Annotated in this window: 15 protein-coding genes and 1 tRNA gene; 4 read left to right on the plus strand and 12 right to left on the minus strand. The window is 62.2% G+C overall.

Translation table 11 applies throughout. From position 1 onward, the window contains the following. The first annotated feature begins 18 nt into the window (after positions 1–18). Positions 19–270: a hypothetical protein gene (locus BMW89_RS32990; RefSeq protein WP_092034509.1), complete on the plus strand. Its 252-nt coding sequence runs from the start codon at positions 19–21 to the stop codon at positions 268–270. 54 nt (positions 271–324) lie between these two features. Here the strand turns inward: BMW89_RS32990 and BMW89_RS32995 are convergent, their stop codons facing one another. The 8 genes from BMW89_RS32995 to BMW89_RS33030 form a co-directional block, all read right to left on the minus strand. Next, a complete protein-coding gene (locus tag BMW89_RS32995) occupies positions 325–1,410 on the minus strand; it encodes a 3-deoxy-7-phosphoheptulonate synthase (RefSeq protein ID WP_092034510.1) in 1,086 nt (361 codons plus the stop codon). 237 nt (positions 1,411–1,647) lie between these two features. Next, on the minus strand, positions 1,648–2,226 hold the full coding sequence (locus BMW89_RS33000) for an HdeD family acid-resistance protein (RefSeq protein ID WP_092034511.1): 579 nt from the start codon (positions 2,224–2,226) through the stop codon (positions 1,648–1,650). Positions 2,227–2,295: 69 nt separating this feature from the next. Continuing rightward, on the minus strand, positions 2,296–3,336 hold the full coding sequence (locus BMW89_RS33005; RefSeq protein ID WP_092034512.1) for a PrsW family glutamic-type intramembrane protease: 1,041 nt from the start codon (positions 3,334–3,336) through the stop codon (positions 2,296–2,298). Between the two features lie 615 nt (positions 3,337–3,951). After that, positions 3,952–4,209 (minus strand): hypothetical protein, encoded by a 258-nt coding sequence (locus BMW89_RS33010; protein WP_092034513.1) that lies wholly within the window; start codon positions 4,207–4,209, stop codon positions 3,952–3,954. A gap of 95 nt (positions 4,210–4,304) precedes the next feature. After that, the gene (locus tag BMW89_RS33015) at positions 4,305–5,318 is read right to left on the minus strand and encodes an acyl-CoA desaturase (protein WP_092034514.1); all 1,014 of its coding nucleotides are present in this window, start codon (positions 5,316–5,318) and stop codon (positions 4,305–4,307) included. A gap of 122 nt (positions 5,319–5,440) precedes the next feature. Further along, positions 5,441–6,067: a PilZ domain-containing protein gene (locus BMW89_RS33020; protein WP_177196498.1), complete on the minus strand. Its 627-nt coding sequence runs from the start codon at positions 6,065–6,067 to the stop codon at positions 5,441–5,443. Positions 6,068–6,232: 165 nt separating this feature from the next. Continuing rightward, complete coding sequence (locus BMW89_RS33025) at positions 6,233–6,871, minus strand: hypothetical protein (RefSeq protein ID WP_092034516.1); 639 nt, start codon at positions 6,869–6,871, stop codon at positions 6,233–6,235. 113 nt (positions 6,872–6,984) lie between these two features. Next, complete coding sequence (locus tag BMW89_RS33030; protein WP_092034517.1) at positions 6,985–7,239, minus strand: PilZ domain-containing protein; 255 nt, start codon at positions 7,237–7,239, stop codon at positions 6,985–6,987. A gap of 223 nt (positions 7,240–7,462) precedes the next feature. On the opposite strand from BMW89_RS33030, the gene BMW89_RS33035 reads away from it, so the two are divergent. Both BMW89_RS33035 and BMW89_RS33040 read left to right on the plus strand, forming a co-directional pair. After that, a tRNA-Glu gene (locus BMW89_RS33035) sits at positions 7,463–7,537 on the plus strand. A gap of 25 nt (positions 7,538–7,562) precedes the next feature. Beyond that, positions 7,563–7,808 (plus strand): hypothetical protein, encoded by a 246-nt coding sequence (locus BMW89_RS33040; RefSeq protein ID WP_092034518.1) that lies wholly within the window; start codon positions 7,563–7,565, stop codon positions 7,806–7,808. A 116-nt stretch (positions 7,809–7,924) separates the two neighbouring features. Here BMW89_RS33040 and BMW89_RS33045 read toward each other — a convergent pair whose 3' ends face one another. Both BMW89_RS33045 and BMW89_RS33050 read right to left on the minus strand, forming a co-directional pair. Next, complete coding sequence (locus tag BMW89_RS33045) at positions 7,925–8,563, minus strand: glutathione S-transferase family protein (RefSeq protein WP_092034525.1); 639 nt, start codon at positions 8,561–8,563, stop codon at positions 7,925–7,927. 292 nt (positions 8,564–8,855) lie between these two features. Beyond that, positions 8,856–9,308, minus strand: a complete 453-nt coding sequence (locus BMW89_RS33050) for a VOC family protein (protein WP_092034519.1) — start codon at positions 9,306–9,308, stop codon at positions 8,856–8,858. Positions 9,309–10,060: 752 nt separating this feature from the next. On the opposite strand from BMW89_RS33050, the gene BMW89_RS33055 reads away from it, so the two are divergent. Next, positions 10,061–10,657 carry a hypothetical protein gene (locus tag BMW89_RS33055; RefSeq protein ID WP_092034520.1) on the plus strand — a complete coding sequence of 199 codons (597 nt, stop codon included), beginning with the start codon at positions 10,061–10,063 and terminating at the stop codon, positions 10,655–10,657. Between the two features lie 39 nt (positions 10,658–10,696). On the opposite strand, the gene BMW89_RS37590 is transcribed toward BMW89_RS33055, so the two are convergent. Together BMW89_RS37590 and BMW89_RS33060 are read right to left on the minus strand one after the other, a co-directional pair. Beyond that, entirely contained in the window at positions 10,697–10,996 is a 300-nt protein-coding gene (locus tag BMW89_RS37590) for a hypothetical protein (protein ID WP_143062875.1), read from the minus strand. A 148-nt stretch (positions 10,997–11,144) separates the two neighbouring features. Beyond that, positions 11,145–11,732 (minus strand): hypothetical protein, encoded by a 588-nt coding sequence (locus BMW89_RS33060; RefSeq protein ID WP_143062876.1) that lies wholly within the window; start codon positions 11,730–11,732, stop codon positions 11,145–11,147. Between the last annotated feature and the right edge of the window lie 336 nt (positions 11,733–12,068).

Raw genomic sequence — 12,068 nt, forward strand, 5'->3', positions numbered from 1 at the left:
GAGAATGGAGGATAGGACATGAAGAAGATCATGGTGGCAGCAGCGCTCGTGGTCTTGCTTGGCGGTACGGCGGTCGCGCAGACCGGCACCAAGGGATCGACATCCAGCGGCGCGAGCTCTGGATCGTTGCCGCAGGCTCCCGTCGGTCATCGACAGCCGCGCGCCGGCGAGGTGCCGAACGAGAAGAATCTGAGCGATCCGAACAATCCCGTAAACAAGGAAGACGCGGCGCTCGACAAGAAGATCAAGAGCATCTGCCGCGGCTGCTAGAGCAGGATAGTTGCGGGCAGGGCGCGACAGCTCGCCCCGCCCGCGATTTCAGGCTTACGCCGTCCGCTCGTGCAGCCCCGCGCGCTGGGTGTTGCGCCGGATCTCAACCGCGTCCGCGAGCTGCTTGAGCGTGGTTTCGGTCGTCGCCCAGTCGATGCATCCGTCGGTGATGCTTTGACCGTAAGTGAGCGGCTTGCCCGGCACCACGTCCTGCCGGCCCGCGACGAGATTGCTCTCGATCATCACACCCATGATGCGGTTCTCGCCGCCGGAAATCTGGCCGGCGATATCGGTCATGACCAGCGGCTGGTTCTCCGGCTTCTTGCTCGAATTGGCATGGCTCGCATCCACCATCACCAGCGGCGCGACGCCGGCTTTCGCCAGATCGTTGCAGGCCTCCGCGACGTTCGCCGCGTCGTAGTTCGGCTTGCTGCCGCCGCGCAGGATGATGTGGCAGTCCTCATTGCCTGCGGTCGAGGCGATCGCCGAGCGGCCGAGTTTTGTCACGGCCATGAAATGGTGCGGATGCGAGGCCGACTTCACGGCGTCTGCTGCGATGCGCACATTGCCGTCGGTGCCGTTCTTGAAGCCGACCGGACAGGACAGCCCCGAGGCCAGCTCGCGATGAATCTGGCTCTCGGTCGTGCGCGCGCCGATCGCGGCCCAGGACACGAGATCCGCGATGTATTGCGGCGTCGTCATGTCCAGGAATTCAGCGCCGGCGGGCAGGCCGAGATTGTTCACCGCCGACAGCACGTTGCGCGCCAGCCGCAGGCCCTTGTTGATGTCGAAGCTGCCGTCCAGATCAGGGTCGTTGATCAGGCCCTTCCAGCCGACGGTGGTGCGTGGCTTCTCGAAATAGACCCGCATCACGATCTCGAGCTGGTCGGAGAGCTCTTCGCGCAAGCCAGCAAGGCGCTCGGCATACTCGAGCGCGGCCTTCGGGTCATGCACCGAGCAGGGGCCGACCACGACCAGGAGGCGGTCGTCCTGGCCGTTGAGGATGGCGTGGATGGCGTTGCGCGCCGCCATCACCACCCGCGTTGCCGTGAGCGTGCGCGGGACTTCCCGCATCACCTCATCCGGCGTGCTCAGCTCTTTCAGTTCGCGGATACGAAGATCGTCTGTCGTGCTCAGCACGGCGGGCTCCTGTCATTTTGAGAACCTGCCGGCCAATAAAAAAGCCGCCAGGATTTGGCGGCTGTTCGGACTAGATGCTGCAATTTGTCAGATTGAGCGTGATCCTCCCACCGCCAGCGAGCTGTCGTAGCTAAAGTACCAATAAAAGCTGGTGGCGACGGTGATCATGGAGCGTCATATAGCGTGCCGCTGGCGGGTTGTCACCCCCCAAAACGGCGCAGGGCGCGACGGGGCCTCTCAACTGTTGCTGTTGCGTGCCGCCAGCGCCATGCCGATCAGGGTGGCGCCGCCAAACAGCAAATTGATACCGACGAGGACTCCGATCGCCCATTCCGCTGAGCTCGGCAGTCCCGTGATCACCATGAAAGCGATCACGATGTCGACGAGTCCCGAGATCAGCAGCCACGACCAGCGGCCGCTAAGTTCGCGGCGATGCTCCAGCGCATACATGATGGTGGCGACACCCTCGGCCAGAAAGTAGGCGCCGAGCACGATGGTCAGCGTCAGCACGGCCTGCATCGGCCGGGCCAGCAACAGCATGCCGGCGAGCACGGCGAGCGCCGCCGAGATCAGCGACCACCAGAAGCCCGGCGTGCTGCGCGCCCAATAGGTCACGATCAGGCCGCCGATGCCGCTGATCAAAAACATCCAGCCGAGGACAATCGCGATCGCAAGACTGGCGAGCGGCGGCACGATCAGCGCGGCGATGCCCAGCACGGCAAGCAGGATGCCTTCGAACAAAAAGGCCTTCCAATGCGCCTTCACCGTTTGGCTCATGGCGGATTGCAGCCGTGAAAGATCCTCGGGCGATGTCATCGCTAAGCTCCAGCTCGAATGGCGTGTGCCTAATCTAGTGCGCGCACGGCACACTTGCCATCCCGCGGCCTAGCTGCCGCCGTGCGCAGACGAAAAACCTTCGCCGCTGGTGCGGATGCGGTTGCGGCCGAGAATGTAGATCGCGGTCGTGACGATCAGGAGCGCAAGCCCGAGCAGGATCGAGACGAAGCCGATCGGGATCAGCGCCAGCGTCAGGTTGCGCGCGGGGTTGATCAGCCAGTGATGGATCGAGGTCAGCACGAAGGCGAGGCCGAGGAAGCCGACGCCGCCGCCGGCGAGCAGCAGCGCCCACATCCGGCGCAGCTGGCTGAGCCGCTCCCGCGCGATTTCGGTGCGGGGCGCATGGTGGCGCGCGACGCGCCGGACCAGACGGATGGCGAAGGCGATCGAGCTGAAGCCGATCAGCAGGCTCGCAGCGCCGAGCCACATCCGCAGCGTCGGATCCAGATCCGGCATCCTTTGCAAGGTCAGCAGCGGGAAGTCGAAGGCCGAATGCAGCGCGAGGGGTCCAGCGAAGATCAGGAGGCGGCTGGAGAGGCGGGCCCAGTCGCGATTGTGGCGGTTCGCGCCCAGCGCCGTGCCGGCCCGGGCGATTGTCAGGTAGGCGCCCGCGATGATGCCGAGCGCACCGTGGAACGGCACGGTCAGCACGCTGCGCAGCGCGGCCAGCGAACGCCACATCTCGGCATGTTGGACGAGGTAGGCGAGGTTCTCGTAGGCGGCGAAGCCGAGGCCGACCGCGGCGCCATAGACCACGGTGTCCATCGGATTGGCAAACGTCCGCCGCTTGGTCGAGGAGATCAGCACGATGGCGATCACCTTGACGGCTTCTTCCGGCAGCGCGACGCCGAAGATCGAATGCATGGCCAGCGCCGCCCAGGGGTTGTCGGGCGCCGCAACCATCTTGGCGAAGGGGGCACGGGCGAGGCCCAGCAGGGAAATGCTGGCCGCGCCGAGCAGGAACGCGGTCCAGACCTGGGCCGGCGGCCCCGGGCGCTCCTCGGCGGCGATGACGAGCCACAGCATCAGCAGCGCCGGGGCGATGGCTGCAGTTCCGATGACGGTGGGGAGCGCTTCAATCAGATACATCGGCGTCGAAAATAGGTTCCCTGGCCCGGCTTATCTACTTTTACCGATGCGACCATGTGTCATGCGCTTGCTGTCGCCTCGCTTAACAGCTGCGACAGCTTCCGTTCATCTGCGCAGTGATCGCGGTGGAGAATGCGAGTGCAATCAACTGCATGATGGGACGTGCTCGCTATCAATGGCAGCGATCCCGCCGCCGACACGAGGCCGCGATTGGTTAGCTGGATCAATGGAATGCGAAGGTTTCTTCGATTCACGATGCACGTGTCCCGGCGGCGAGTCCAGAGGCGGCATTCGCTACCTTGGCGCCGCGGCCGGTAGCTGCCTAGTCACGCTTCGTTGTGCGCCTGCGGTGCATTGAGGCACGCCGGGCGCGGGCCTGCTCCAGCTCCCAGAAGGCGCGGACCAGGCATGAGCCGAGACAGGCGGAGATCAGCAGCAGCAGAAGGGCTTGGTCCAGGGGAGCGAGATGGGTCATGGCGAGGATTAAGCAACGCTCATGCCATGCGTTCCGAGGCGGTCCCGCGGTTTGCGCAATCGCTCCTTACGCGAAATGACCGTTGTGGCCGCTCGAATCGGGGAACCGGAGAAGGCTCGGGAGCGGCCGCGCCACGGCCCTTAGTGGGTCGTGAACGGCGGCCGCGGCCCGGGCGCAACGTCGAAAGCGCCGAGATGGTATTCCTCGCCGGTCGCCTGATCCGGCAGCGGATACTGCGCGAGCAGGGTGAACGCCGCCTGCGGATACTGCTTCCAGATATCGAGGTCGCCGGCGGTGATGGTGAGCCAGCCGAACGTGTACATGTAGCGTCCGGGCTCGGTGACCCGGCCAACCCTGTCCCAGGTGATTTTGTCGAGTTCGACCTTGTCGACTGCCATTCGGTCCCCCGATCGCAAGTCTGCAAATGACGTCCGGCCTTACGGCACGGACGTTCAAAAGCTGATCCCGCAATGGGGCCGCGATAGGGCGGCGTTCAGCGCGCCGTCGAGGCCGCCCGCGCTTCCGCTTCGGACGCCAGCTCGAGCTGACGGTGCGAGGCGTGGAAGACGTCGTGGACGAGGCCGATCTTCTCCATGCCGAGAATGATCAGGCCGTTGAGATCGATCTCCCACCAGGCGTGCGAGATATAGGCGTCCCGCGGGAAGCGGTGATGGTTGTTGTGCAGACCCTCGCCGAAGGTGAGGATCGTGGTCACGAACTCGTTGGTCGAGGCATCGTCGACCTTGAAGCGGCGATAGCCATAGGCGTGGCAGATCGAGCCGGTGAACTGGCTGACGAAGATCAGCAGATAGGCGCGGAGCAGGCCGGAGAACAGCACGCAGCCGACCATGGTGTGTACGCCGCCGAAGGTGTAGCCGATCACGCCGGGGATGAAGACCGCGGACATCCCGTACCAGACCCAACGCGTGCGCACGAAGAACATCGCGATGGGATCGGCGAGGATATCCTTGGCGTAATATTCGTTGTCGGTGGTCGCATGGTCGAACACCCAGCTGCCTTGGGCGTGCAGAAAACCCTTCAACGCGCTGACATAGCGATTGCCGAAGCCGTCGAATTGCGGGCTGTGGGGATCGCCGACATCATCGGCATAGAGATGGTGGCGGCGGTGGTTGGCGACCCATTTCGCAATCGAGCCCTGCACCGCCATCTGGGCGATGGCGCAGAAGAACACGCGCATGATCGGGCCGGTGCGGAAGCTGCGATGAACGAACAGCCGATGCATGCCGGCGCCGATGCCGAATGTCGTCAGCGCGAACATCCAGACGAACGTAAACAACTCGACCTTGCCGAGGCCCTGGGTGAAGGCCCAGATGATGCCCGCGACAGCACCGACATAGAGGATGCCGAGGAGGAGATAGCTCTCGCGCAGCTTGGCCTGCACCAGTGGTCCCTCGGTGATGACGCCGGGTGGAAGCTGCGGCTTGGGCGCGGTCTTCGTGCTCTGGGCGATCTCTGCCGGGGTGAGCCCGGCATCAGCGATAGACATTCCAGGACTTCCAATACGTGAGAGCCCGCAATGATTGCGGACGTACTGGGTCACACCCTATCGCGCAGGGGTCACCACCTCCAGTCCTTAGTTAAAAAAGAGTTAAGATCGATCGGGCCGGATCAGGCCGATTGCAGCAAGGGCGAGCGGACAATCAGCCGGACCAGGTCGTCGCGCTGCTGCTTCTCGGCGAACTTGACCGCAAAGCCGTTGTCGAATTTGCGGATCACGCGCCCGACGCAGGCGCCCACCGCAAGCGGGGTTCCAATCGGCGGGTCGTATTCGCAGGATATCGCGACCCCGGCCGTGGAGACGTCGATGATGAAGCAGGAATGAGTGCTGCCGTCGGCGAGCGTCAGGAAGGTGTGCGAGACTTGCGGAACGAAGCGGGCGTCGTTGCGATGCTCCAGGACGCTGGCGTCCTTCTGCTTCTTCTCCAGCCAGGTGAGCTTTTCAGACATCCAGGCGCGCCGTGCCCGCGTCATGTCGAGTTCCATCAGGAAGCCTGCCTTCAGCGTTGCGCTGATGGTGCACTGGAATTCGCCGAAGTCCTGGAAATAGGAGGTGACACGCTCGCCGATCTTGCCGACGACGGGCACGTCCACGATCATGCGGAACGGCGAGACACGCTTGGTGCGGCAGGCGAAGGTGCGGAGCTTACCCTCGCAATCGTACCAGCGCGGCAGCGAGTAACTGCCGCTCACGGTGACTTCCACTGCGCGCTGCCTGAGGAACTCGGAGACGGACATGGGGGCCAATCGTGTTTCGGAGTATTTCCGTAGATTCACGGTAGCAATCAAATTCTAAGCAAATGATACCGGCACTCATGAGCAGGGGTAAATTTCCGGTAAATGCGCAAGTCGGATTGGGCGGCATAGCGCCGCGTTTAGGTGGCCCGCGATCTCACGATTGCGTCACCCGAGCACCAGCAGAGCCAGCACGCCAATGGCCATGGCGAATTTGATCGCCGCCCAGGTCAGGTTGTTCGGCCTGGTCTGAAATCCGAACCATGGCCATGCGCGCCGCATCACCAGCGTTGCGAGCGCCTCGACGATGGCGAACGCAAGCGCGGTGCCGGCGATGAAAGACCACGATGTGTCCGGCGGCATCCACGCGGCGAGCCAGGCGGGGGCAGGCGCTCTCAACGCCGCGAGCAACGCGAACCATCCGAACAGCGATACGAAGGTCTTGATGATGTCGGGGCCGACCGTATCGGGCTCGAACCGGATGCCGATCCTTGCAAGCGCAAGCTCGATGCGCTCGCCGTCGTCGAGGAAGAGAAAGGCGCCGAGGTAGAGCGGGATGCGCGACTGGAAGAGCAGGGCGATGGCCCCGAACAGGACCGCGTAACCGAAGGCATCGCCGAGAATGTCCATGCCGCTCGTGCGCGCGCGCGTCGTCGCAGGCACGGTCTGCGGCTGCGGAAGCGATCTGGCGCGGGCCATGTGCTCGAGCATCTTGGCGCGCCGGCCTGGCGCGTAAGGCGTCGCACGCTGTATCCAGGGCGGCGGCGCAGCCGACGGGCCGTCCGGGGTTGATTTGCGCTGCTCCATGGCCTGTTGGTCGCCAGCGAGGGTCGGGAAGGTTCATGCCGGAGAAGTGGAAATCGGCGTCAGCCCGTGCGCGCCAGCCAGGGGACGTCGGTGCGCCGGGGATCAAATCAGGATCAGATGAACTTGATGCCGGCCGACTTGCCGCGGCGCCAGACCACCTGGCAGCTCCGCCCGGTGCGGGCATCGCGCGCGAACGCCATCCGGATCACGCCCGGGAGCTGGCTTGCATCATCGTCCATCGTGATCTTCGCGCCCGAGGCCGAGATGTCCTGGACCAGGCAATGCCGTGCCGCGAACCCGCCGTCGAGCGTGATCCAGGCATGCTGCGACAGCAGCTTGCGGGCTGCGCGCTTCTTGGGCGGTGGCATCGGCAAAGATCTCCCGCTCCAGCGCTAACTCAGGGAACCCTAAGAAACCGTTGAAATCGCCGCCGAATGGTGCCGGGGGCGGCGCTATCCACCGGTTCCAAAAGACCGTTCCGAACGGCTTGCCCACCGGCCCAAAGGACATTATACGTTCGCCCGCTGCAAACCGCCGGGCACGACTCGTGCGGCGCGGCCGTGCCGTCCAAAGCGGTGAGGCCATGCATTTGCTCCCTTCGTCTATCGGTTAGGACGCCACCCTTTCACGGTGGAGAGAGCGGTTCGATTCCGCTAGGGAGCGCCAACTGTCCGGGTTAGAACCCGAGGCCATGCGTGCCCCGCTCCTCATCCTCGTCTCGCTCCTGACGACGTCCGCTTCTGCCGCCGAGAGCCTGCGCCTTCCGGCCTCAGAGCCGTCGCAGGCGGGCAAGAATTTACCCCTGAAGGGCACGGCCGGGACCGCGAAGGCGGGCTCCTGCGCCTCCTATGGCCGTGGCTTCCATATGGTCGAGGCGACCGGCACCTGCGTGAAGATCGGCGGCTCGGTCAGCGTCGAGACCACGGTCCGGCGCTAGGCCCGGAACAAAACCGCGAAAACAACCCCATGCACAGTAGCCGTCAAGTGCGGCGGCGCCTGCGCCAAAGCGGCGATTCATCGCGCGCTTCGAGCAACTTATGCCGCGCCACCGGCTCACGACATCGGCGGTGCGACAAACTGTGCGAAGCCGGGCCGCTTGCCGAGCTCGGCGAGCCAGCGCGTCAGGTTCGGCTGCGCCGGCCGGGTGATGCCTTCGACGCCGAGCCAGCGCCGCGCATAAGAGCCGATCGCGATATCGGCGAGCGTGAACGCATCGCCCTCCACGAACGGCCGCGTGGCCAGCAGGCGGTCGGCGATCGCCCAGACCTCTGCGGCTGCATCGGCGTCCTGCTGGATCTTGATCATGTCGCGCTCCGCGGGCGGCGTGCGCACGATGCCCCAGAACACCGGGCGGTCGACCGGCTGCACCATCGACAGCGTCCAGTCGAGCCAGCGGTCGACGCCGGCGCGCTTCTTCGGCTCTTCGGGATAGATCGGCGTGCCGCTTCCATGCGCGAGGCAGAGATAGCGCATGATGGAGTTCGACTCCCACAGCACGAAATCGCCCTCGACCAGCGTCGGGATCCGCGCATTGGGGTTCATCGCGAGATAGTCGGCCTCGCGGGTCTTGCCGAACGCCATGCCGGCGTCGATGCGCTCATAGGCGAGGCCAAGCTCGGTCAGGCACCACAGCACCTTCTGCACGTTGACCGAATTGGCGCGGCCCCAGATCGTGAGCTTGTGGTCCGGCATGAAATTCCTCCCGCGGCGTTCTTCGCTTGCCGCGGGGTGATAGCGGAAATTCATTCCACGAGCGACGCGCATTGCAGCGCGCCCCTCATGCAAAAAGCTCCGCCATCGGCGGAGCTTTCCTTGCAAATTGAGCCTGTCGATCAGTGGCCGAAGAACAGCCACAGCAGAATGATCACCGGGATCGGCACGCCCAGCATCCACAGCAGTAATCCTCGTCCCATTGCGTCCTCCTCCAATTGCATTGTCGAAGAGAGAACGCACGCGAGGGGGGCTGGTTCCTGCGGAAAGGGCCTTACCAATGGCCGATATTCGGCATCGACAACCACGGCTCGGCCGGCGCCTTCGGCTCGCCCTTCTGCAACAGCTCGATCGAGTGCAGATCCGGCGAGCGGACGAAGGCCATGTTGCCGTCGCGCGGGGGACGGTTGATGGTGACGCCGGCCTTTTGCAGCTGCGCGCACGTGGCGTAGATGTCGTCGACCTCATAGGCGAGATGGCCGAAGAAGCGGTCCTCGCCGTACTTCTCCTCGTCCCAATTATAGGTGAGCTCGACCAGCGGCGCGCCGCGCGACTGCGGCTGCTTCTTCAGCGCCTCGAGATCGTCCGCCGAGCACAGGAAGAGAAGCGTGAACCGCCCCTTGTCGTTCTCGATCCGCCGCACCTCCTTGAGCCCCAGCGCATCCTGATAAAACTTCAGCGCAACATCGAGATTGCGCACGCGCAGCATGGTGTGGAGGTATCGCATTTTTCTTATCCTTCTGAGAACGTTGTGAGAATTTCCGCCCATTCCGGCACGACGGGGCAACAAATAGCAGTAAAATCCGCATCGGGGCACTACCATACGTGCGGATTACGTGCGGCTTCACCTTGGTTTGTTCTGGGGATGGCGTAGGCGCCCATCCACCGATCTCTCAGCATCGCCCGTGTCTGTCAGCATCCGCTCATACGCCCCCATGGGCGGAGGGTGGGGATAGCGCCGAAGGCGGGGCGTTGGATAACCAATAGCTGATGGCTACTTGTGGTGATCGTTTCGATGATCGGCGTGGTGATGACGTGCGTGATGCTTTGCGTCGTCGTCTGTACGTGTCTGTGTGTGGTGATGATTTGCGGTGTAAGTTTGCGGTGTCGATTTCGGTGATTACGTTGTTTGTCAACGATATTGGTTTGCGGTGATCGTTTCGGGGCAAATCCACCCACAGCCTAGGACACTCTGTCCTTTGAACTTTTCGAGATATCCACAAAGTATATGGCGGTATTCCACAACTTTCCGGGTAAAACTGGAGGAAACTGGTGAACCGCCGCTGACTATTCACGCGACTCCCGGATAAAAAAAGCGCCGGACGACGCGAATCGTCCGACGCCTGGGTGGAGGATCCCGAAGGACTCTCCGCCTGAACAACGAAGGTTCTCGCTCCACCCAGGCTTTCTGTCAATCACGCGCGCGATGCCGGTTCGCGCCACGATGGAGTATTGTCCGATGTTGGAGCGAGCGTAGCCATGTCTATTCCCGATAAGGTTTTGGAGTATCTACTTAGTCGCTGGGATTTGATCTCGGCAAACTTCGCCGTGTTTGGAGGTGTCCTTCTGATCGGTGCGATCGTTGGTTACTTACTAGCCCGTTGGCACTACGAGGGGGTCCGTAAGCAGATCGATTTCCTTAAGGATCGGAATGCTCATCTGGAAAAAGTGCCGCCGAGCACGGCACTCCCATCGATCACGGCCACGGCAAATATTCCCGAGCCAGAAATGATCGGTCTCCTAGATGCTGCCCGTAAAGCCTTTGACGCAACTCGCGATACACCCGTTGCCGAGATGGCGCTTAGCAGCGATGATCGCAGCACGGAGTCGATCCTGCATTGGTACTCGATGGCGCTGGCGCAGCGATTATCGGTTTATGGGACTTGGGACTACGCTTCCGAGCCAACGGAAATCGATCTCAAGCCGGGATCGGAAAATTTTATGCTTGTCATAAGCGGCGAGGCTACTGTTTACGGAGGCAGTGCGCGCAATATTGCGTCTGACATCCACGTCGTTCGATCCGAGTTGGCGGCGGCAATAAAGGATCTAAAGAAGCTCGGGAGAAAGGTCGCTTAGCCCTCAGCTTTTCGCAGTGCAGCCTGTTACCGCCTCCGCTTACGCTTGAACGTACTTGCCGCTCTCGGCATCCCACACGAAGTGTCCGAGGCAGATTTCGTCAAAGCCCAGGTGCTCGTCGCTCAACTCGTGAATGGTGATCTCGGCGCAGATCTCGTGGTCTAAGTTGGCCACGTAGGCGAGGGCGTCTTCCTCGGTCTCTAATTCAGCCAACAGCTTATCCCCGCGCCCCGATGTACGGCGGCGGACTTCGTAAGCGCATTGTGTGTCACGTTGATTAGACGGGCAAGTCGGGCTTTGCGCCAGTGCCGCATAAGATTCGTAGCCGATGTCTTGCATAATGAGTTTCCTTTCGTTGCAAAGGAATCATCACGCCGCCGTCTGTATACTTCAAAAGGGAAAATTCACGTCTCTCAGAAATGAGAGAGCGCCCCTCCGAACTGCAACGAAAGGCGGGGCGCCCGGGAAGCAAGCTCTCACAAGAATGTCAGCCTTGTAAAGGCGGATTGATCGCGTGAATGGTGAGGTTCATCTGATCGAGCGTATCCATGATGTTGATGCCGGATTTTTCGAGCATCATTTTCCAAACCTGCTGGTTGTCGTCGTAGGCTTGCATGATCTCTTCGTGGGTCATCATCGCCTCCCAAGCTTGCTTGAAATTGTACTTCGCGCGCGCCTCTTCCATCGTGGCTGCCTCAAAGTCCTCGTTGAGATTTTCGTCAACCGGCTTGCCGTGCGCGAGGGTGTCACGGAATACTTTCATCTTCTGGGCCGAGATGAAGGGGCGCTTAGCCCAATCGTATTCCATCTTTAGTGCATTGAAGACAGTCTCGACCTTAGCCTTCCACACCCCGAAGTAACTCCAGGGGGTACAGAAGCGTGTACCCATGAAGTTGACCTGCGCCTCGAAGGTGAACGCCAGCATGATGCCGCACGTCATGTAATCGAAGCCGATCCCTGTGCGGTCTCCGTCCTTCAGCTTCTTCTCAATATCTGACCTCGCATTGTCCGCGCCCTGATCGAGCGTGTTGTGGATGTACAGCTTGCGGTGTCCCTGAACGTGAAACTTGGCCACTGTGCCCCCTATGCCCTGTTGTAAGGGGCGAGAAACTGAGCCGAGCGCCCTAAGGTTGTCCAGCAATTTCGATGCGGGACTTTCTATGGCCAAGCCTCACAACCGCCTGAGCGCTGAATTCACTGCTGCCTTTTCGAGCATGAATCTGTCGGAGCAATAGATCGACGCTCTGACCGACATCCACAATGCGGCGAAGGAAGCTCGGCGCCAGCAGCTCAAGAACGAGAATTACGGTGACAGGGCTGGACTGCACCCCTCGAGTGAGACACGATAATCTCGGTGACAGGCATTCCGAGGATGACCTGTGGCAGCAAGAGGGAAGAACCGTCAGTTTCC

The organism is Bradyrhizobium sp. OK095 (assembly GCF_900109945.1).
Taxonomy (GTDB): domain Bacteria; phylum Pseudomonadota; class Alphaproteobacteria; order Rhizobiales; family Xanthobacteraceae; genus Bradyrhizobium.